Source organism: Enterococcus mundtii (assembly GCF_002947535.1).
Lineage (GTDB): Bacteria > Bacillota > Bacilli > Lactobacillales > Enterococcaceae > Enterococcus_B > Enterococcus_B mundtii_B.
The window spans coordinates 18,742-39,563 of sequence record NZ_PUAP01000031.1 but is presented as its reverse complement, the minus strand read 5'-3'; the positions used below and the strand labels follow the sequence as shown (position 1 = coordinate 39,563).

Sequence of the window (20,822 nt, the reverse complement as noted above, 5' to 3'; positions counted from 1 at the left end):
TTTCGAAGCCTTCCAGTTTTATTTATTCTGCTTTAAATTCAATGATCAAATCGTTCTTAGTACCAACCGTTAGCTAACCAGAAAGCTTTAGCAGCATCCCAAGAGCCATAACGAGAGGCAACATATTGTTCTGCTACTCTTTCTTGATTGGCAGCAGAGTAGTCACCGTTCAAGTAAGAAGAGTCTAATTGGTAACGACCGATATAGCGTCCGTTTGTTGCTGTGTAAGAACCGCTAGATTCTTTTTGTGCGATCCATTCTTTGGCATCGCTCGTGCCAGTTGAAACAGCCACTTCAGTAGCAGGAGCTTGCTCCACAACTGGCGCTTCTTCTACTACAGGCGCTTGTTCAACTACAGGTGTTTCCACAACTGGAGCTGTTTGTTGTACAGGTTCTACAGGCGCTTGAGTAGCGACAGGAGCAGCTGCTTGCTCACCAGTAGGAATAGTTAGTTCTTGACCTGAAAAGATCAGGTGAATGTTTGAGATTGAGTTTGCTTCGGCAATTGTTTGGATCAAGGAGTTGTCACCAACGTATTTTTGAGAAATCGTTGATAAAGTATCACCTGATTGAACAGTGTAGGCTTCGTCTGCGTGTGCAGAAGTACCCATAAATAATGCAGCGCCGGCAGCCAAAGTTGTTCCAGAAAGAATTGTTTTAAGTGATTTCATGAAAGATCTCCTTCGTATTTTAAAAAGTTATTTGATTAGCTCTTTTCGCTAACGAGTAATACTTTAACATGAGGAGACATTTCATAGGTGATAAAAATGTAACAGTTTATGACAAAGCTACCTTTTTTGTAATATTCAGCGAAACATATGTAATTGAAAAACGCTTTCTTCCGCTTAATTAAAAGAATGTATGTTCTCTTTTTTTAATAAAAAATTTAATTAAGAAAATATTAAGCGACGAATAAATAAGTCTTTTTTCTATTGTAGAAGATAAAAAGTTGGGGTAACAATCAGCATTAGTATCCGTTCCTATCGCTTGTTGATAACAATACATAGAAGTGAATCGAAAAAAAGAACATGGAGCATATGTTTGCCCCATGTTCTAAAAAAATCAAATCCCAATTATTGGTGTTCAATACGATTGGAGATCATTGGAAAGAATTTCAAACAATAAATAGCACAAATCCCAACAATAATATATATAGCTTTAGCTAAAATAGTTGTTGAACCGCCTGCAATCGTCGCTACTAAATCAAATTCTAATAAACCAACTAACAACCAGTTCAATCCTCCAACAATCAGCAATGTTAATGCAATCATATCTAATGTTTTCATTGAAATTACCCCTTTCCTATATGACATACTATTATTATAAAACAATTAAAGAATTTGTACTAAAATATTGCCTGTAATTTAATTTATAGTCCTTTATTTTCAACGTTTTATAGGATCTGAAAATAAAAAAATAATATGTCTTGACAATAGGTGAATGAAAGATTAGATTTATCTGGTTATAAAATAATTGTTTTATTAAGGAGAAGAACATGAAAAAGAAATGGATCATAGGTGGCTTGATTGCAATGTTACTTGGAGCTATTGGTTATACAGGTACACGTTTTGCAGGAGAAATTTTATTTTGGGGAGGGGAATCTGATATAGCGAAAATCAATGAAAATTTAGACAAACTCGATCAACAGTTAACAAGTCACGACCATAAAATCACCGATTTGACCAGTAAATTAACAACGAAAAATCAAGAACTTCTAGAGATACAAACAAAAGCGCAAGACTATCAAACTAAGATTACTGACTTGGAGACTCAAAAAAGCCAGTTAGTTGCCGAACATGCAAACTTACAAAATCAATTAAAAAGTAAAGAAAACCAACTAAATGACAAACAAATCGAAATCAACAATAAAATCAATGAAATAACTCAAAAAATAAATGAGATCAACACCTTGAATAGTCAATGGACTACAAGACTTCAAGAAATTCAAGGTAAATATACAGAGATGCAAAGTACTGTCAATCAGTTAAACGAACAAATCAACCAATTAAGCCGAGAAAAAAACAATTTACAAACAGATCTAGCAACTACGAAGAAACAATTAGAAACTATTTCAGCAGAAAATAGCAGTTTAAGAAGTTATATCGCACAATTAGAAAAAGCGAGAAACGATGCAAAACTAACAGCAGAGAAGTCTCAACAAATCGTTGATCGCCAAGTCAATAAATAGATTCCCACGATAGTTTTTTAAGTGTTGTTTTTGAGGATAAACACTTGAAAATCGGAACATTTGTTCGTATAATAGTGTTGAGGGGAGAGATGACAATGGAAAGAAAATATGGAACGGTCTCAAAAATCAGAACGATCAAACTAGGAGAACGGCCACTGATCCGTTTTACTTTGGGCTCAGAAAATTGTTTGATTGCTAGCCATAGCCTGAACTTTATTGCCGATGTAGATGATGGAATGAAGATATTTGTGAAAGGCTACTATAATAACCGTAAGCAATTTGTTGTTAAAGACTACACGGTATTAGAAAAACCAAACATTGTTGTCGCTTTTGAAAATAGTCTCTTCCCTAAACAGAAGATCATCAAATGAACGACCGAAATCAATGTTCGATATTAAGGACGAATGAGTTACTCTTATATAGGTAGGAAAATCAAGCAACTGATTCGATGAAATGCCTTGTTTTTTCAAATAACAAACAAAAAAACTCATGGCATAAACCATGAGTTTTGCTTATTTATGCAGACGATGGGATTTGAACCCACACGAGCTTACGCTCACAAGACCCTCAATCTTGCATGTCTGCCGTTCCATCACGTCTGCAAGAAACAACACTTTAATCATAGCGAGTAACGAAATAGATGTCAAGATATGAAAGAGGGAAATCATGAATAAATATGATGGAGAATTTTCAATTTTAGGGATGGCGGCAGGCATTATCATAGGATTAGCATTCGGACAATTGATCATGGGAATATTCTTAGGTGTGATTATCGGGATCGCAATGGATTGGGCAGCAAATCTTTGGAATGATCGTCAAGAAAAGTAAAAGTAAAAAAAGTTGGTTTTCATTTAGGATTTTTTTAAAACGGTGGCAAAATCCAGATGAATGGAGTATGATATGGAAATAAATGAGCATAATCAGAAATTTCTAACTTTTTTGAAACGAGGGATTGGATCACTATGAGAGAATTTGAAAAATCCAACAAATTAGAAGGCGTAAGTTACGATGTCCGCGGACCGGTTCTTGAAGAAGCAGAACGGATGCAAGAAGAGGGCATCAGTATTTTAAAATTGAACACTGGAAATCCAGCACCATTTGGATTTGAGGCACCAAATGAAGTGATCCGTGATTTGATCATGAATGCCAGAGATTCAGAAGGCTATTCGGACTCAAAAGGGATTTTTTCTGCACGAAAAGCGATTGAACAGTATTGTCAATTGAAAAAATTTCCAAATGTGACGATCAATGATATCTATACTGGTAATGGGGTCAGTGAGCTGATCACGATGTGTATGCAAGGATTGCTAGACAATGGTGATGAAGTATTGGTACCAATGCCAGATTATCCATTATGGACAGCTTCCGTTTCTTTAGCTGGAGGAAAACCAGTTCATTATGTATGCGATGAACAAGCCGAATGGTATCCAGATATTGATGATATCAAATCTAAAGTTACGAGCCGAACAAAGGCGATCGTGATCATCAATCCTAATAATCCAACAGGAGCTTTATATCCAAAAGAGTTGTTAGAAGAAATCGTAAAAATTGCGCGAGAACATCAATTGATCATCTATTCAGACGAAATCTATGATCGTTTAGTGATGGACGGATTAGAGCATATCCCGATTGCGACGTTAGCACCTGATCTATTCGTTGTCACATTGAATGGCCTATCAAAATCACATCGTGTGGCGGGATTCCGTGTCGGTTGGATGGTGTTGAGTGGTGATAAATCAAATGTAAAGGGCTATATTGAAGGATTGAACATGCTTTCTTCTATGCGTCTTTGTTCAAATGTATTGTCGCAACAAATCATCCAAACTGCCTTAGGGGGCTACCAAAGTGTAGATGAATTGTTACTGCCAGGTGGACGGATCTACGAACAAAGAGAATACATCTATAATGCAATCAATGATATCCCTGGATTATCAGCGGTTAAGCCAAAAGCAGCTTTTTATATCTTTCCTAAAATCGATACGAAACGCTTCAATATTACCAATGATGAGCAATTCGTATTAGATTTTCTACATGAGCATAAGATTTTGCTTGTTCACGGAGGCGGTTTTAACTGGCCTGATCCAGATCATTTTAGAATCGTCTACTTACCAAAATTAGATGATCTAAAAGTAACGGCGAAAAAAATGCGTGAATTCCTGACAACCTATCAACAAAGATAAGGCGTAATGGGATGGCCATCGCGCATGTGTGAAAGTACTTGCTTTGAGTGTGAGCGAGTAACTGACAGGGCAAATCGAGATTTTATGAAGTAAGTGAAGCACTATAAAAATTTGGATCAACGATTCTTATGGGTGTTTGCTTACTTCACGAAATCAATGATACTTGTTTGGTTTTCATTGGCATTTACCTTGTACAAACAAACTGTTTCGATGAATGGTTAGCTAGTAGTAAGAAGTATGGGATTGACAGCAGGATTTTTATAAAGTAAATACGACTTCATCAAAAAGCCGTCTTGACACCGAGGCGTTTTTTTAATGTCAACTTTTTGAAAAATAACCTGTTGCTATTGGACTTTTCTTGAAGTTTACAAAGTAGTCAAGTACAATACATGTAGTCATGCGAATACGCATATTTTTTAGAGGGGGATACTTATGGAAGCATTAGTCGATTCCTTTGGTACGATCATCAAAGAAATCCGAAAAGAACAAAAAATGACGCAACAAATGCTTTCACAAGGCATTTGTTCTCAAAGTGTGCTGAGTAGAATCGAAAATAACGAAGAGTTACCCAATGTATTAGTGATGGCCCAGATCTGTCACAGGCTTGGTGTAACGATCGATTATGTGATGAATTTATCCAAGGACAAGATTCGAGCAGCAACGAGACAGTTTGATCTTCTGGATCTTTACTTTTTAAAAAGAGATTATCGTAAATTAGAACAAGAACTAAAATCAGCAAAAGTAACAGAGAATCTCTATTCAGCGGAGGATTTTCAACGGTATTATTATTACTTAGGTGTTTGTGAATTTACATTAAGGAAAAACCTGGTACAGGCACTTAGTTACTTGAAAGAGGCGTTGACGTACTCAAGTCAAAAAGATCGGACACACGTTTGTGACATTGAGATCCAATTGATCAGCTGTATTGGGAAAGTCTATGGGGTTGCAGGGAGAAGTACAGAAGCAAGATATTATTTAAGTCGTAGCGTCCAATTGTTGCACGATACGATCAACGAACAGAACAAAAGCGAATTGACCCAGATTTTTTATAATTACGGTAGTTTTCTATTTCATCAAGGGGAAAGCCAAGCAGCTCTTGAACAAGTGAATCAAGGGATTCGCTGGGCACAAGAAAAAAATAGCTATTATTATTTAAATGATTTATTTATTCTGAAAAGTTTGATCTACAAGCAGCAAAATGAATTATCAAAGGCATTGTTTTATGAAGAATTAGCTCAAGCAGTTAAAAAGATCGCAAAAAGCATATAAATGGTGTAGACCATTCTTGACTTCTTTCGTAAATAAGAGTAATTTAAAGGTAGATCATCAAAGGAGAGAATAGAATGAGAACTTATATCTATGCTGACAAATTCTTTTTAGCATCTGGTGTGAAAAATACTGGATATCTTGAAATTACTGATGGGCTTTTTGGCGAATATCTTTCAGAAAAACCAACAGGTGAAGTAACGATCATTGACCAAAGCGGTAAATGGATTGCCCCTGGACTTGTAGACACACATATTCATGGGTTTATGAATCACGATGTTATGGACAATGACGCAGAAGGCATCAAAGCCATGTCAGAAGGCTTATTATCTTGTGGGGTAACTGCCTTTTTACCTACAACATTGACTTCTAGTAAAGAACGTCTAAAAGATGTGGCAGAGACGATTGGTAAAATGTATCACGAAGCTCCTGGAGCTAAAATCAAAGGGATCTATTTTGAAGGCCCATTCTTCACAGAAGAGCATAAAGGGGCGCAAAATCCAAGCTATTTTGGCGACCCAGATCTAGCAGTCTTCAATGAATGGCAAGAAGCATCTGGAGGATTGATCAAGAAAATCGCCTTAGCACCAGAACGCGCAGGTGTCGAAGAATTCGTCAAGCAAGTGACAGATGAAGGCGTTGTCGTTGCCTTAGGTCATAGTAATGCAACGATCAATGAAGCACAAGCAGCGGTTGAAGCGGGAGCAAGTGTATTTGTTCATGCATTTAATGGGATGCGTGGTTTGAACCATCGTGAGCCAGGTATGGTCGGTGCGTTATTATCATTGGATCACGTGTTTTCAGAGTTGATTTGTGACGGTCACCATGTCCATCCAAATGCTGCACAGATCTTGATGGAAAAAGCAGGACACGATCATGTCGCATTGATCACGGATTGCATGATGGCTGGTGGGATGCCAGACGGTAACTATAATTTAGGTGAGTTCCCAGTAGTTGTTAAAGATGGAACGGCTCGCTTAGAATCCGGAAATCTAGCTGGAAGTATCTTAAGATTAAAAGAAGCAATCAAGAATGTCGTAGATTGGGGCTTGGCTACACCAGAACAAGCCATCATGATGGCTACGTACGTTCCTGCGGTTAGCTGTAAGATCGATGATACCTGTGGAAAGATTGCTAAAGGAAGAGATGCTGATTTCATCGTCTTGAATCCTGATATGTCTTTAGATGCCACTTATTTAGATGGTGTTGAACGTTATCATGCGTAAGAAATAAAAAGTGAACAGTCAAAAGAAAGAAGCAAATCGTAGCTTCGCTCTCTTTTGGCTGTTTTTTTGTGTTGTTTTTGATAAAGAACATCGCTTACTGGATCAATACTTCTAAACGTGTAATAAATTCGTTTTGATCATTGGTTTCGTGAAAATCTACGAGATACAGTTCATAAAATGGACTTTTTAATTCTAATTGATGTGTTTCCGCATATTTTTTGATTTTTTGAATACCTGTGATTTGTTGCTCGTAGGCACCTTGATAGGTGTAAGTCAAGTATTTCCCGGATGGTAACGTGGACACCTCATTGATCAAAGAGGCAGTTTCTGGATAGAAATAAAAGACTTGATAGGCAAAAGAATCTAACTCTTCATGTAAGATACTTCCAAATAAATTTTGATTGTTGGCACTGAGGTGTTTCTCATGTTTTTTATGCAGCTGTTTCAATGCGTAATCGACATCATCGCTAGTCGTCATTTCATCGTCTTTGATTACTTGACGTAATTGATGTTCCATCACGATCGGTTGATTGAATGGAGTATCTTCTACTTCATAGATCAATTGTAAGCGATCATCCAACAAGGAAATTTTTTCTTTTGATTCTGCAATCAAACGATGTAAAGAGTCAATTTCAAATCGTAAAAGTTCTTTTGTTCGATCGATGTTTTTATTATTCAAGTATTCGACGATCTCAGGCAGAGACACATCAAAATACCGCAGATCGCGAATTGTGTTAAGTTGTTCTAATTCTTTGTACGAATAATTTCGATAACCGTTATCATCATAATCTGGTTGGATCAAACCGATCTTTTCATAGTAACGTAAAGTATGTGGGGTAATATCATATAATTTTGCTAATTCATTGATTTTCAATCGATTCACTTCCGTTTACTTTTATTTATATCTGTTCACCATTTTACTATCAGTTGGTTGGAAAAAGCGAGTAATTTTAAATTATTTGTAAGAAACCCTTGACCTTAGAGTTACTCTAACCTGTAAGCTTATTATAGATTAGTAATTGTTGGAGGAGAAAAAGTATGGAATGGTATAACAAGTCAACGGAAGAAACAATCAAACACGTTCAAGTCACAGATTATATGACAGAAAGTGATCGACTGGAACGTCAAGAAAAATATGGAAGAAATAAAATGGAAGAAAAAGATCAAACGCCAGAATGGCAAAAATTCTTATCTTATTTCCATGATGCGTTGATGTACATCTTATTAGGGGCTGCGATATTGAAAGTAGCAACTGGCGCATTGATGGAAGGTGGTATGATCTTTTTGGTTGTTTTTCTAAATGCCATGATCGGGTATTTCCAAGAACGAAAAGCAGCTTCTTCTTTAGATAGTATCAAAGGATTATTGAGTGACAAAGCAGTAATTTTGGAAGACGGCAAAAAACGTGAAATCGATCCGACAGAGTTAGTCGTCGGTGATCAAGTCGTCTTGACTGCTGGAGATATCGTACCGGCTGATGTCCGGATCATCGAATCATTCAATTTACAAGTGGATGAGGCGATTTTAACAGGAGAAACGCATTCTGTCAGCAAAACAAGCGAGAGCTTACCTGAAAATACAGAATTAGCTGAACAAGTCAATATGGCCTTTTCTGGAACAAAAATTGAATCGGGAAATGGACTTGGAGTCGTTGTTGAAGTAGGGCCGAATACTCAAATCGGTAAAATCAGTCATTCTTTATCAACGGTGGAAGAACAAGAAACACCATTATTGAAAAAAATCAAAGAAATGAACACAAGTATCTTTAAAGGAATCAGTGCGTTGATTTTATTGATTGCTCTTGTTTCGTATTTTTATTATGGCATGACATGGGGCTATATTGCTACGGCGATCATTGCCTTGATCGTTTCTTCGATCCCAGAAGGCTTGCCGTCGATCTTAACGATCATTTTATCAATCGGTGTCAATCGAATGGCAAAGAAGAATGCCATCGTAAAAACATTGCCTACAGTAGAAACCCTAGGTGCAATGACGGTTATTTGTTCGGATAAAACAGGGACACTGACAAAAAATGAAATGTCTTTAGTCCATATCGCAACCTTGAATGATTGGTATACGCCGGAATCTTTTACCAAAGTATCACGTACAGTAGTTGAGGAGTATTTGTTCCAAGCGATGCATAATTGTCAAGAAACACAATTAGCAGATGGGGAGTGTCCTGAAACAGGGAATGCGACAGAACTTGCGTTATTACGTTATACAAATACGCAACAGGCAACGATCCATTCGCCGATTGCAAAAATCCCTTTTGATTCAGCGTATAAATACATGGGGACGGTTCATGCAATCAATGGGAAAAATATCCTGTTCGTTAAAGGGGCACCGGATGTATTGATCGAAAAAGCGGGTCATCAAATGGACACTAGAGGTATGAGCCAATCGATCGATAAAAAACGTTGGCACAAGAAAAATGAAGATTTAGCGAGTCAAGGGCAACGTGTGTTAGCTTTTGCGATGAAAGAAATCGGCGATGAAGATCTGTCTCATGATTCATTAGATGAAGAATTGACGATGATTGGCTTATGCGGTGTGATCGACCCACCAAAAGAGTCAGCGATCGAAGCAGTTAAATCGATGCAACAAGCAGGAATCCGTGTCAAAATGATCACAGGAGATCATCCCTTGACAGCCAAAGCTATCGCGAAACAACTAGGATTACAAAACCATCAAACAGCAATCACCGGAAAAGAACTGAATCAACTTTCAGAGCAACAATGGCAACGCGCAGTAAGTGAAAATGATGTGTTTGCGCGAACGACACCAGAACATAAATTGGCAATCGTTTCTTATCTTCAAGCACAAGGTGAAATTGTTGGGATGACCGGAGATGGTGTGAATGACGCACCGGCATTGAAGAAAGCAGATGTCGGGATCGCTATGGGAATCAAAGGGAGCGACGTTAGTAAACAAGCGGCTGATATGGTCTTAGTCGACGATAATTTTGAAACGATCGCTTACGCAGTCAAAGAAGGACGTCGGATTTTCGACAACTTGAAGAAAACGATTCTTTTTTATTTACCAACATGTTTGGCACAAGGATTATTGTTGCTCTTCTCATTGATTGGGAACTTCCCATTACCATTGACGACGGTGCAAATCCTCTGGTTGAACCTAGTGGCTTCGATTACTTTATCCTATGCCTTAGGATTTGAACGGGCAGAAAAACAAGTGATGAGCCGACGACCACGACCGTTGAATGAGCGGATTCTGTCACGATATGCGTTGATGCGCATTTTATATGTAGGCATGATCTTGACGATCTTAGGTTTAACTGCGATGGAATATGTCTCAAACGATGCACGTCAAACAGTGTTGATCAATGCAATGGTGTTTGGTCAAGCGTTCTATATGATCAATTGTCGTAGGATCAGCGAGTTTAGTTTAGATAGAGGATTATGGAAAAATACCGCATTGTTTTATTCAATCGGGATCATGGTCTTGCTTCAAGCCGCGATGATTTGGTTCCCACCATTACGAATGGCTTTAGGCACAAACGTATTATCAAATATGGAAGTAGTTATCAGTCTATTACCAGGATTACTTTTATTCTTCTTAGTAGAAATCGAAAAATATGTTTTATCGGCTAGAAGTTACAGGGTAGGTGCTTGATCATTCACTTTACTGAGATGAAATGGTCTAACGTGGAAAAAGCGTGTCTGGGAACATTACTCCTCTCGCACCACCAAAACTGAATGAACGGCGGGCACAGAAATAATCGCTTGGCAAATATAGCTAAACATTTGTGTTCCGACTGCATTAAAAACGTCCGAAATGAGAATGATCATTTCGGACGTTTTTTTTTGTACGACATCTGTTTCATGTACCTGACGCTAAATACAAGCCCCGATTCAGTCAGTGTTAGAGCAAGCTACCTTAGTTAGTAGGAAAGTTAAAAAATTCGACAATCGATTTCGAAGAGTTTGCGTATCTTAATAGTAGATCGGCTAAACTCCCGTTGAACCGCTTGATTTCCTCTTTTTGATGAGAGCGAGGAAACAGACAAACTGTCTTTTCGTTTGCTAAGAGATAATCACCATCGATCGTTCGAGCAGCTAAGCGAAAGGAGGAAAGGAGATTCACGATGTCCTCTTTATCCCACGAGGTAAATTCGATTGTACGCAAAACGCTAGCTTTGAAGTGTTTGGCAGAAGGGAAAAAGACAAGTTCTTCATAATCATAAAGCTGTTCCTCTTTAAGCCAAGCAAGTGTCTGTTCTAATGTATTGTTTTTGTTCAACTGTTCAAACAATCGTTCCACCTACTTTTCATTTGGTATCAAGACAGTAAAGTCAATGCTTGTGTTCTTGCTTGATCCTTTTGCCTCTAACTCGACACTTTCAGGGATGAGTTCATCACCAACATAATGTGGAGTAACACGGTAGCGAATCGTTTCTCCATGATTCAATGCTCTGCGGATTTTCAATTCATAATAGTTCATGTAGGGATCATTGACTGGAAATTGAAACAAAGTAACTAAATTTCTTTCATCGTCGCCACTACCACCAAATTGTTTAGCAATCAGATGTCCACGAGAATGGTCATATCTGGGTCCGGAAATAAACCCAGGTGGGCGAATATCACGATTTGCACTGGTACCGGTATTGATCATTGATTTTTCCAATAAGGCATCTGCACCAGTTGGACGTCCTAATTGATCCAGCTCATGGTATTCGATCCACCCTTTGTTTGTTGCAAGTTCAGTTAAATCAAAGGAAGCTCTCCCCAATTCTTGTGGACCAGGATTGTTTCCAGTCGGGGCTAAGTCTTCTTCTTGGGGTAAGTCGTTGTTTCTTGGTTCAGATGAGTCAGGTATACTACTTGTGATAGTAGCTTCACTTTTGGTTGTACTTTCGACTGGTTTATCAGAAGATTCCATACTATATGTACTCATGTTTGATCGTTGGTCAGTTGAAACTCCCGATTCACTATCAATTGAATCAGTATAGCTAGATTCACTGTAATCCCTTGAGATCGGTTGTTCTACATTCACTAGATCCATTCCGATAAAGCCGATTGCGCCAAAAACAACTATAGAGATCAATGTGCCCCATAGTTTTTTTAAATTTTTCATTCTTCCACCTCCTTTGTTAGTATAATCCAAAATCAAGTGGACTAAAAGTGAAAACTTTATCCAAAGTAGGTTAATTATATAGGTTAGTATGATATGATATTCATGTACACAAAGGAGGCGAATGAGATGATAGGAGGAATCGCAATCATCACGATTTACTGGTACGTTTTACTCATATGTGCTGGGATTGCAGTGTTACTTGTTATTTTTGGAGATGTCTTTGATTTCGACGGACCTATCGACCCGATGCTGATCGTTCCCTGGTTGACTTTTACCAGTTTATTAGGATATTTAGGTGAATCCTTGACCGACCAGTCCTCGTTAGTGGTTTTCGTAATCAGCGCGATTATTGCAACCGTTTTAGTTTTTTTGTTGAATTTTTATATCTTGATGCCGATGAAGCATGCAGAATCGACGCTATCAACTTCTGAAAAATCATTAGAAGGTCAAATCGCGACAGTGGTGACGCCGATACCGATCCAAGGAATGGGAGAGATCCAATTAAAAAGTGTTACTGGTTCAATCAGTCGCCCGGCTTGTTTTTATACACCTCAAGAGTCGATGATCGGACGTGGCGAAAAGGTGTTGATCATTGAAGTAAGAGACCGTGTTTGTTATGTTACACCGTACGAAAGTATGTTGAAAATGTAAAGGAGTGGAAGAAATGGAAATATCTGGAGTGTTTGTTGCTATTGTTTTAGCAGTATTGATCGTTTTAATGTTATTGATCGTCTTTGTCGCTAAGTACCAAACGGCAAAGCCGGACGAAGCATTGATCATCAGTGGTAGTTATTTAGGAAGTAAAAATGTCCATGCCGATGAGAGTAATAATAAAATCAAAATCGTCCGCGGTGGAGGTGCATTCGTACTACCAGTTTTCCAACGTTCGAATCGCATCAGTTTATTATCAAGTAAATTAGACGTATCTACCCCAGAAGTTTATACGGAGCAGGGTGTTCCTGTGATGTGTGATGGAACTTCGATCATCAAGATCGGTTCTTCTGTAGAAGAAATTGCGACAGCAGCGGAACAATTTCTAGGGAAAACGCGAGAAGAACTTGAAAATGAAGCGCGTGAAGTATTAGAAGGTCACTTGCGGTCGATCCTAGGTTCGATGACGGTGGAAGAAATCTACCAAAATCGGGACAAATTCAGCCAAAGCGTGCAAGAAGTTGCTTCGGTGGATCTAGCGAAAATGGGCTTGATCATTGTTTCGTTCACGATCAAAGAAGTCCGTGATAAGAATGGTTATTTGGATTCTTTAGGGAAACCACGGATCGCTCAAGTCAAACGTGATGCTGATATTGCAGAGGCAGAAGCCTTAAAAGAAACGCGTATCAAAAAAGCGCAAGCTGAGAAAGAATCTCAGGCTGCTGAATTACAACGTCAAACAGAGATCGCCGAATCTTTAAAAGAAAAAGAATTGAAACTAGCTGCCTACAAGCAGGAACAAGATGTGGCACGAGCAAAAGCCGACCAAGCGTATAATTTAGAGAGTGCCAGAGAACAACAACAAGTAATCGAACAAGAGATGCAAGTAAAAGTCGTTGAACGTCAAAAACAAATCGAATTAGAAGAAAAAGAAATCATTCGTCGAGAAAAACAATATGATTCTGAAGTGAAGAAAAAAGCCGATGCGGATCGTTACGCCAAAGAACAAGAAGCCCAAGCGCAAAAAGTCAAAGAAGTGACAGAGGCAGAAGCAGAACAATTTAGAATCGAAGCATTAGCCCAAGCACAAGCCAATCAAACTCGTTTAGCTGGACAAGCCGAGGCAGAAGCAACGTTAGCAAAAGGGAAAGCGGAAGCGGAAGCGAAGCAAAAAATCGCAGATGCGTTCAAAGAATACGGAGAAGCGGCTGTGCTTAGCATGGTGATCGAAATGTTGCCTCAATTGATGCGTGAAGCGGCACAACCTCTAGGAAATATCGAAAAAATCTCTGTTGTTGACACAGGTAATTCCTCAGGTGAAGCAGGTGGCGCCAATCGAGTGACAAGCTATGCGACAAACTTGTTGTCTACGACACAAGAAACATTGAAAGAAACAACTGGATTGGACATCAAAGATATTATCGAGAACCTTTCCACTCGTGGAAATTCTAGACAATTGAATGTCTATGAAGGATCAAATGAACCGAAAGAATAACTTAAGAAAGACTCAAAGGATCATGTCCTTTGAGTCTTTTGTTGGTTCGCTATTTCTTTTCATTTTGCTCACGGATCTGTGCTTTTACTTCTTCAAGATTTTCAAGTAAAGCCTGTTCTTTTTTTCTTAATTCTTCCAAGTCTTCGACAATCTCTTCTTTTTTTTCAACTTCTGGTGGACGCAAACAAAAATTGATACCGATAGCAATAAATGTCCCGATAAATGTATCGAAAACCCGCTCAATCGCATAGAACGCTGATTCACCTTGGGGGATGCTTAAAGAGATCAGTAATAATGTTGCGATAGCAGCAATGATCCCAGAATTATTATTGATACCGTCAGATAAGACGATCACAATGATTACTAAAAGAGGTAAAACGATCAATTCAACTAAAAAATCATTGTGAAAATAACTTTTAACAAAAAAATAAAAAATTCCTAATCCGCCACCAAGTAGATTGCCAATAATACGGGAACGACCAAAAGAAAAGGTCGTAGTCAAATCTTGGCGCAAGGAAAAAACAGCAGATAGGGCAGCAATCATTGGAATGCCACGATCAAAGAGATGAAAGATCAAAATACATAAGAAAACGGCTAAAGCACTCTTCATTGTACGCATACCAAGTCGAAAGCGTCCAAATTGCATAGTATACTCTCCTTTACGTTCTTTACAATATCATAACTAAACTTACCTTGGATTGCTAGTTTTTCATGGATGAATTTAGTATAATTCAATAAAAAGAAAGGAGCCGATCATGCGTATTGGAATGAGAACGGTAAAAACGGTCATCAGTGTATTTGCTTCCATGTTGGTTGCCAACTACTTTTCTTTGTTGTTCTGGCCGTCTGCCGGTATTATAGCATTGTTGAGTGTAGGGAATACTCGTCGCTCCACATTGATGACTGGGATCTATCGAATCGCTGCATTTATTGTTGCCACACTGATTGCCTTTTTGTGTTTTACTCTTTTTGGCTATCGAATCATCAGTTTCAGTGTCTTTCTATTATTTTTTATTCCAATCGCCGTGCGGTTCAAATTAACGGAAGGAATCGTTGTAAACTCAGTCTTGATCACCCATTATCTAAGTGAGCAAACCATGAGTTGGCAATTGATCACAAACGAAGCAGCCTTGATGATCATTGGTGTAGGTTTTGCTTTATTGTCAAATGTCTACATGCCAGATAGTAAAAAGCGATTAAAGGAAAATCAACTGATCATCGAAGAGCGGTTTCGTCTTCTTTTGAAGAATATGGCAGACTTTCTGCTTTCTGGCGAAGCCTACGAAAATCAAGGGTTATGCAAAGAATTACAAGTTTATATTCGAGAAAGCCAAGCATATGCACGGAATCACCAAGAGAATAACTTGCTGAGACAAAATCAATATTATGAAACCTATTTTTCCATGCGACGGGCTCAGATCAATGTGATCCAAGATATGCAAGAGAACTTAGCTTATATCAAGGACCCAGTGCCTTATAGCGACCATATTTATGGCTTGTTGATCTATACAGCGGAGACGTTTTCTGAATCAAATGATGGTAAAGAAATATTGACACGGATCGAAGAGGTCTACGGCATGTACCGTCAAATGCCATTACCGACTACCCGAAGTGAATTTGAAGATCGTGCGGAATTATTTCAGTTTTTACAGTCATTCAAAAGCTTTATTGAAATAAAAGTAGAATTTTCTCAGCAGATGATAGTGGATGCTGAAAGGTGAATAAATAAGACGAAGCTACGATGAGGACATCTTTTGCTTCGTCTTATTTTATCTGCTATTTATTCGTTGTTCTTCCAATGCTCTTGCATATCATCTAAAAGTGCAATCACTTCTGTAGTCAAATAGAGGGAACGGTTTGGAAGTTCTCCTTCGATCATTTTTACCATGTTTTCGATTTCATAATTCATTGCTTGCGCACGGTGGCCACTTTCGATCAATTCCTTCGTGCCATCTGTATAAATGATCTCGGCTTGGTCAGCTCTTGGATAATCATTAATCGAGATATACCCATTTTCAAAAGCAACGATTCCGACTTTTGGCATTTTTGCTTGGAAGGTCAGGTTGATCGTAGCTAATTCATTTTCTTTATTTTGCAAGATCGTTACGGATTGTTCATCAACACCTGTTTTGAATGGAATCATACGAGAGGCGATGACTTCCGGCTGTGAGCTCAAAAAGAATCGAGCAAATGAAACAGCATAAGTTCCGATGTCTAGTAATGCACCACCTGCTAAATCAGGATTGAAGAAGCGGTTGGTTGGATCAGGTTCTTTGTAACTGCCAAAAGGTGCTTGGATCATTTTTAATGCACCTAACTTGCCCGAATCGATCATTGAACGAAGCTGATGATAGAGAGGCATGTTGAAAATCGTCATCGCTTCTGCCAAAATCAGATTTTTTTGTTCTGCTAACTGGATGGCTTTTTGAAGTTCTGCTTTATTCATCGTAATGGCTTTTTCGCATAGCACATGTTTTCCGGCTTCTAAGGCAGGAAGGATGTAGTCGATATGTTGACGATTCGGAACGGCGATATAGACGATATCGACTTCAGCATCTTGTAACATTTCTTGATAATCGCCATAAGCTTTTTTGATTGTGTGGCGTGTAGCAAAATCCTGCGCTTTTTCCAAAGTTCGTGATGCGACAGCAACCAATTCACTTGATGATTGGTCGAAGTTTTCTGCAAATTCGGTAGCAATCGATCCTAGACCGACAATGCCCCATTGGTATTTTTTCATTTTTCATCTCTCCTTGACGTGGTATATTTAGTATGAGGGTATTTAGTAGAATACTCTTAGTTTCGCTACTATTATATCAAAAAAAAGATATTCGATTCGTTTGAAGAACTGCTTTCTAAAAAAAGGTGAAAGAAATGTTCTAATAGATGATTTTTTCATTTAATTTAAGTAAAATAATTAGGAGGAGGAGATTGCGATGCATCAAGTATACGTTGATCTTATTATGAGTGTTTTACTCGAACAATTTGAAACAGAAGAAAATTTCTTAGATACTTATCTATTGGTGGATGAAACAACCTGGCAAGCTTGGAAGCGTGGTGAACAAAATCTACCATCAGAGGCCATGCAAAAAGTGAAAAATCTTTTTACTGATTATGAATGGATGTTGACGCAAAAAATACTACGTCAAACGATTATTTTCCCTGAAAAAAGAAATGTTGCAGTAGCCGAATATAAGCAAATCAAAACACGTATTGCTCAGAAATGGGTAAGTAGCGGTAGTGCGAATGTAGAGTTGATCCCTTTAAAAAATGATCAAATTGTCAATGGATATCTTGACTTGAAAGTCAGTATTCAATATGATGAGTGGGGCTATGATGACATTTTGAACTTTCGATTACCAGCAGAAGTTCAAAAGCAAATCGAAGGGGAGAAAATCGAGTTGTTAGATTGGGTAAATGAAAATCTGGAAGAAACTTACGTGAGTGAGAAAGTGGAGCCAGAAAGGGAATGAAAGGATTTTTTGCGTGAATAAAATTTTAGGCGTTATCTCAGTCGTGATCATGATTGTTGCGATGGGTTATCTAGTTGTTAGTGAGAATCGGACGGATACGAAAGCCCAAGCTGATAATTCAAAGACAGAACAAACGAACACGACGAGTGCGACAGAAGAAAGTACAGAAAAAACAACAAATAAAGCAACATCGAGTGATTTGCCAGATGTTAAGGTGGATGATTGGTCGCTTGTAATGGTGGGACCTGACCATAAGATCGAGACAGAAATCGATGAAGCCAACCAATTGGCTGCGCTCGATAATGGCTATTTGATCGACAAACGTATCAAGGCTGACTATGAAGAGCTGGCTAAAGCAGCTGAAGCTGCGGGCTTTCCTTTAGTTATGGTATCTGCGTATCGATCGGTTGCGACACAACAAGAGGTATTCGCTCAAAATGTCCAACAAGTGATGAGTAGTCAGGGTGTCACTGAAGACGAGGCGACTGCGATTACGAAAAAAACCATGACAGAACCAGGGTACAGTGAGCATCATACAGGTTTAGCTGTGGACGTGGTCGATGAAACATGGTACAACAATTATCCTAACACTGTATTGGATGAAAAATATGGCGACGAACCAGGTGCGAAATGGCTGGCGGACAATGCCTCTAAATACGGCTTTATCATCCGCTATCCAAAAGGTCGAGAAGATATTACGAAAATCACTTATGAACCTTGGCATTTGCGTTATGTAGGCAAAGAAAGTGCAGAATATATCACATCAAACGATTTAACGATGGAGGAGTACTTGGACCAACTAAAAGAAAAGTAGGAATAAAAGATGGCGAAAAACAAATGGAAAAAACAAAGGCGTAAAAATAATCGCTGGTTTGCTGTAGTTTTAGGGAGTATGTTGATCATGATGGCTTTTGTTTTTTCTTTGAGAAGTTTGTCATCGCCCTACTCTACAGAAGCACAGCAACAAGAAACATTGTCTCATCAAGAATTTATCAACGCATTAGTTCCACATGCGAAAGAACTGCAACAAGGCTATGGCGTTTTGCCGAGTATCATTATCGGGCAAGCCATTCTTGAATCTGATTGGGGCAACAGTACGCTTGCCAGTAAGTATAAGAACTTGTTTGGGATCAAAGCGTTTGGGAACGAAGAAAAAGTCAATCTGGAAACAAAAGAATATATCAATGAAGAATGGATCACCATCCAAGGAGACTTTCGAGTCTATTCTTCGTGGGAACAGTCAATGGATGACCACACGGCTTTATTTGTCAATGGTGTCGATTGGAATCCTGCACTGTATGCGAATGTGATCACTGCGACAAATTATATTGAAGCAGCTCATGCGTTACAGGCAGCAGGATATGCGACAGATCCGACATATGCTGATAAAATCATACATGTGATTGAAACTTACCAGTTAAATCAATACGATCAATAATCAGAAAAGAACGGAAGTGGACGGATGGCAGATTTATTTGTTCCAGAAATAATGACAGAATTACGTAAGGATATCGTGAGAGTCCCAGAGGTCATTATGGAAGCAAGTGGTATTAAAATTTTTGGCAAGTTGATACGTTCGATTATCTTCACTACGGATATTGCAATCATTAGAAACACCAATGCAAATGCGGTGATTGCAGTTTATCCTTTTACACCCCATCCGGCGATTACGAAAAGCATTATTGAAGCAGCGGATATCCCTGTATTTTCAGGTGTCGGCGGCGGCTTGACGCAAGGAATGCGTTCGGCATACATGAGCCTTTTTGCAGAAGCACAAGGATCATTAGGCGTAGTATTGAATGGTCCAACACCAGTAGAGACAGTCCATGATGTCTGTCAAGTTGTTGATATTCCAGTAATCAGTACAGTAACGTCCAAATACTCGGAAATCGACGAGAAATTGGCAGCCGGCATTACGATCATCAATATCAGTGCGGGAAAAGACACAGCAGACACTGTTCGCTTTTTCAGAGAGAAATATCCAGAACTACCGATCATTGCGACTGGAGGTCCAACGGAAGAAAGCATCAAAGAAACAATTGAAGCTGGCGCCAATGCGATCACCTACACGCCACCAAGTAGCGGAGAGTTATTCAGTCGCAAAATGAACAAATATCGAAAAATTGAGAAAACCAATTAAATTTAGAAAATATAGTGTTTCATGCGGTATGACACAAGCTATCATCCACAAAAATGTCTTCAATTTTTGTGTGGTTGATAGCTTGTTTTTGATGAGATGATCGATTGGCAAAAATGGCATTTAAGAAAGTAGTGAAGTTCTTTGGTTATGAAGAGATTTTTTTGCCAGCTAGCGATTCGCTTGTTCATTTTTTTGTTTTGATAATGATTCTAAGAGGTCTTATGTTTAAGATAAATCCTTCATGAGAAATACAAGAAATATGATTGTAAGTTTCAGAAACAAGTGTTAGACTGTTTTCATCATTTAAAAAACAAGCCATTTTGTTTGTTGGAAACAATTTTTTACCAATAGAATAATCAAACGACTTATATATCGTCATAATAAGGATGACAGTTTCTAGCCAGCACCGTAAATGTTGGACTATAAGTAAAAAAGTAGTGATCCATCTTTTTTGCTTATATACGAGCAGGAGAGATGTTTTTTTTCTATTGTGAGTGGCACGAATTTAGTAAGAAAAGGAGTAAATAAAGTGAGAGAATTAGTAGAACGTATCAATGAAGATGGACAAGTCTTGGGTGAAGGCGTGTTGAAAGTAGATAGTTTTGTTACCCATCAGGTAGACCCAGTGTTGATGGAACAAATGGGCCAACGTTTTGCGGAAGTATTTAAAGAGCAAGGAATCACTAAAGTGGTGACGATTGAAGCTTCAGGTATCGCCCCCGCTTTATTTGCAGCTAAAGAGCTAGGTGTACCGATGATTTTTGCAAGAAAAGCCAAAAGTTTGACGATGGATGAAGAATTATTGACGGCTTCCGTCTATTCCTTTACGAAACAAGTAACAAGCACGATATCGATTTCTCGTAAATTCTTGTCTTCTGACGATAAAGTATTGATCATTGATGACTTTTTAGCGAATGGCCAAGCGGCAAAAGGGTTGATCGAATTATGCCAACAAGCAGGAGCTAGCGTTGAGGGAATCGGGATCGTCATTGAAAAATCATTCCAAGATGGTCGTCAACTTCTTGAAGAAATGGGCTTAAAAGTAGTTTCACTTGCTCGTGTGGCATCACTTTCTAATGGCCAAGTAGAATTTCTTGAGGAGGATGCGTAAG

Annotated in this window: 22 protein-coding genes, 1 tRNA gene and 1 riboswitch; of the genes, 15 read left to right on the top strand and 8 right to left on the bottom strand. The window is 38.5% G+C overall.

Annotation, left to right across the window (positions count from 1 at the left end):
• Positions 1-56: 56 nt before the first annotated feature.
• Both CUS89_RS10885 and CUS89_RS10880 read right to left on the bottom strand, forming a co-directional pair.
• On the bottom strand, positions 57-671 hold the full coding sequence (locus tag CUS89_RS10885) for a LysM peptidoglycan-binding domain-containing protein (RefSeq protein WP_104872150.1): 615 nt from the start codon (positions 669-671) through the stop codon (positions 57-59).
• Positions 672-1,073: 402 nt separating this feature from the next.
• The gene (locus CUS89_RS10880) at positions 1,074-1,286 is read right to left on the bottom strand and encodes a DUF378 domain-containing protein (protein ID WP_104872149.1); all 213 of its coding nucleotides are present in this window, start codon (positions 1,284-1,286) and stop codon (positions 1,074-1,076) included.
• Positions 1,287-1,495: 209 nt separating this feature from the next.
• Here CUS89_RS10880 and CUS89_RS10875 point away from each other — a divergent pair, with 209 nt between their 5' ends.
• Both CUS89_RS10875 and CUS89_RS10870 read left to right on the top strand, forming a co-directional pair.
• The gene (locus CUS89_RS10875) at positions 1,496-2,188 is read left to right on the top strand and encodes a DNA-directed RNA polymerase subunit omega (RefSeq protein WP_104872148.1); all 693 of its coding nucleotides are present in this window, start codon (positions 1,496-1,498) and stop codon (positions 2,186-2,188) included.
• A gap of 95 nt (positions 2,189-2,283) precedes the next feature.
• The gene (locus CUS89_RS10870) at positions 2,284-2,559 is read left to right on the top strand and encodes a hypothetical protein (protein ID WP_104872147.1); all 276 of its coding nucleotides are present in this window, start codon (positions 2,284-2,286) and stop codon (positions 2,557-2,559) included.
• Between the two features lie 148 nt (positions 2,560-2,707).
• Here the strand turns inward: CUS89_RS10870 and CUS89_RS10865 are convergent.
• Positions 2,708-2,790, bottom strand: a tRNA-Leu gene (locus CUS89_RS10865).
• A gap of 64 nt (positions 2,791-2,854) precedes the next feature.
• Between CUS89_RS10865 and CUS89_RS16125 the strand changes: the two genes are divergently transcribed.
• From CUS89_RS16125 to nagA, 4 genes are all read left to right on the top strand, one after another.
• Complete coding sequence (locus tag CUS89_RS16125; RefSeq protein WP_181055354.1) at positions 2,855-3,016, top strand: hypothetical protein; 162 nt, start codon at positions 2,855-2,857, stop codon at positions 3,014-3,016.
• 134 nt (positions 3,017-3,150) lie between these two features.
• A complete protein-coding gene (locus tag CUS89_RS10860) occupies positions 3,151-4,368 on the top strand; it encodes a pyridoxal phosphate-dependent aminotransferase (protein WP_104872146.1) in 1,218 nt (405 codons plus the stop codon).
• 432 nt (positions 4,369-4,800) lie between these two features.
• A complete protein-coding gene (locus CUS89_RS10855; protein WP_104872145.1) occupies positions 4,801-5,637 on the top strand; it encodes a helix-turn-helix domain-containing protein in 837 nt (278 codons plus the stop codon).
• Positions 5,638-5,711: 74 nt separating this feature from the next.
• On the top strand, positions 5,712-6,860 hold the full coding sequence (gene nagA, locus CUS89_RS10850) for an N-acetylglucosamine-6-phosphate deacetylase (protein WP_104872144.1): 1,149 nt from the start codon (positions 5,712-5,714) through the stop codon (positions 6,858-6,860).
• 94 nt (positions 6,861-6,954) lie between these two features.
• Here nagA and CUS89_RS10845 read toward each other — a convergent pair whose 3' ends face one another.
• Complete coding sequence (locus CUS89_RS10845; protein WP_258082414.1) at positions 6,955-7,743, bottom strand: MerR family transcriptional regulator; 789 nt, start codon at positions 7,741-7,743, stop codon at positions 6,955-6,957.
• A 155-nt stretch (positions 7,744-7,898) separates the two neighbouring features.
• On the opposite strand from CUS89_RS10845, the gene CUS89_RS10840 reads away from it, so the two are divergent.
• Positions 7,899-10,490 carry an HAD-IC family P-type ATPase gene (locus CUS89_RS10840; protein WP_104872142.1) on the top strand — a complete coding sequence of 864 codons (2,592 nt, stop codon included), beginning with the start codon at positions 7,899-7,901 and terminating at the stop codon, positions 10,488-10,490.
• Between the two features lie 264 nt (positions 10,491-10,754).
• On the opposite strand, the gene CUS89_RS10835 is transcribed toward CUS89_RS10840, so the two are convergent.
• A complete protein-coding gene (locus CUS89_RS10835) occupies positions 10,755-11,129 on the bottom strand; it encodes a hypothetical protein (protein WP_104872141.1) in 375 nt (124 codons plus the stop codon).
• Positions 11,130-11,138: 9 nt separating this feature from the next.
• On the bottom strand, positions 11,139-11,951 hold the full coding sequence (locus CUS89_RS10830; RefSeq protein WP_104872140.1) for a DNA/RNA non-specific endonuclease: 813 nt from the start codon (positions 11,949-11,951) through the stop codon (positions 11,139-11,141).
• Positions 11,952-12,077: 126 nt separating this feature from the next.
• On the opposite strand from CUS89_RS10830, the gene CUS89_RS10825 reads away from it, so the two are divergent.
• Together CUS89_RS10825 and CUS89_RS10820 are read left to right on the top strand one after the other, a co-directional pair.
• Positions 12,078-12,602, top strand: coding sequence for an NfeD family protein (locus CUS89_RS10825; protein ID WP_104872139.1), 525 nt, complete (start codon positions 12,078-12,080; stop codon positions 12,600-12,602).
• Positions 12,603-12,615: 13 nt separating this feature from the next.
• Entirely contained in the window at positions 12,616-14,097 is a 1,482-nt protein-coding gene (locus CUS89_RS10820; RefSeq protein WP_104872138.1) for a flotillin family protein, read from the top strand.
• A gap of 49 nt (positions 14,098-14,146) precedes the next feature.
• Here CUS89_RS10820 and CUS89_RS10815 read toward each other — a convergent pair whose 3' ends face one another.
• Positions 14,147-14,743 carry an FUSC family protein gene (locus CUS89_RS10815; protein ID WP_104872137.1) on the bottom strand — a complete coding sequence of 199 codons (597 nt, stop codon included), beginning with the start codon at positions 14,741-14,743 and terminating at the stop codon, positions 14,147-14,149.
• 109 nt (positions 14,744-14,852) lie between these two features.
• Between CUS89_RS10815 and CUS89_RS10810 the strand changes: the two genes are divergently transcribed.
• The gene (locus CUS89_RS10810) at positions 14,853-15,818 is read left to right on the top strand and encodes an aromatic acid exporter family protein (RefSeq protein ID WP_104872136.1); all 966 of its coding nucleotides are present in this window, start codon (positions 14,853-14,855) and stop codon (positions 15,816-15,818) included.
• Between the two features lie 59 nt (positions 15,819-15,877).
• Here CUS89_RS10810 and CUS89_RS10805 read toward each other — a convergent pair whose 3' ends face one another.
• On the bottom strand, positions 15,878-16,837 hold the full coding sequence (locus CUS89_RS10805; RefSeq protein WP_104872135.1) for a Gfo/Idh/MocA family protein: 960 nt from the start codon (positions 16,835-16,837) through the stop codon (positions 15,878-15,880).
• Positions 16,838-17,033: 196 nt separating this feature from the next.
• Between CUS89_RS10805 and CUS89_RS10800 the strand changes: the two genes are divergently transcribed.
• The 5 genes from CUS89_RS10800 to CUS89_RS10780 all read left to right on the top strand — a co-directional run bounded on the left by CUS89_RS10800 (position 17,034) and on the right by CUS89_RS10780 (position 20,821).
• A complete protein-coding gene (locus tag CUS89_RS10800) occupies positions 17,034-17,570 on the top strand; it encodes a hypothetical protein (protein WP_065096823.1) in 537 nt (178 codons plus the stop codon).
• A 13-nt stretch (positions 17,571-17,583) separates the two neighbouring features.
• Positions 17,584-18,384, top strand: coding sequence for a M15 family metallopeptidase (locus tag CUS89_RS10795; RefSeq protein ID WP_065096822.1), 801 nt, complete (start codon positions 17,584-17,586; stop codon positions 18,382-18,384).
• Between the two features lie 9 nt (positions 18,385-18,393).
• Positions 18,394-19,008 carry a glycoside hydrolase family 73 protein gene (locus tag CUS89_RS10790; protein ID WP_065096821.1) on the top strand — a complete coding sequence of 205 codons (615 nt, stop codon included), beginning with the start codon at positions 18,394-18,396 and terminating at the stop codon, positions 19,006-19,008.
• Between the two features lie 24 nt (positions 19,009-19,032).
• Positions 19,033-19,710, top strand: a complete 678-nt coding sequence (locus tag CUS89_RS10785; RefSeq protein ID WP_104872134.1) for a hydrolase — start codon at positions 19,033-19,035, stop codon at positions 19,708-19,710.
• Between the two features lie 345 nt (positions 19,711-20,055).
• A riboswitch (purine riboswitch) is annotated at positions 20,056-20,153 on the top strand.
• A gap of 86 nt (positions 20,154-20,239) precedes the next feature.
• The gene (locus CUS89_RS10780) at positions 20,240-20,821 is read left to right on the top strand and encodes a xanthine phosphoribosyltransferase (RefSeq protein WP_104872133.1); all 582 of its coding nucleotides are present in this window, start codon (positions 20,240-20,242) and stop codon (positions 20,819-20,821) included.
• The last annotated feature ends 1 nt before the right edge of the window (position 20,822 follow it).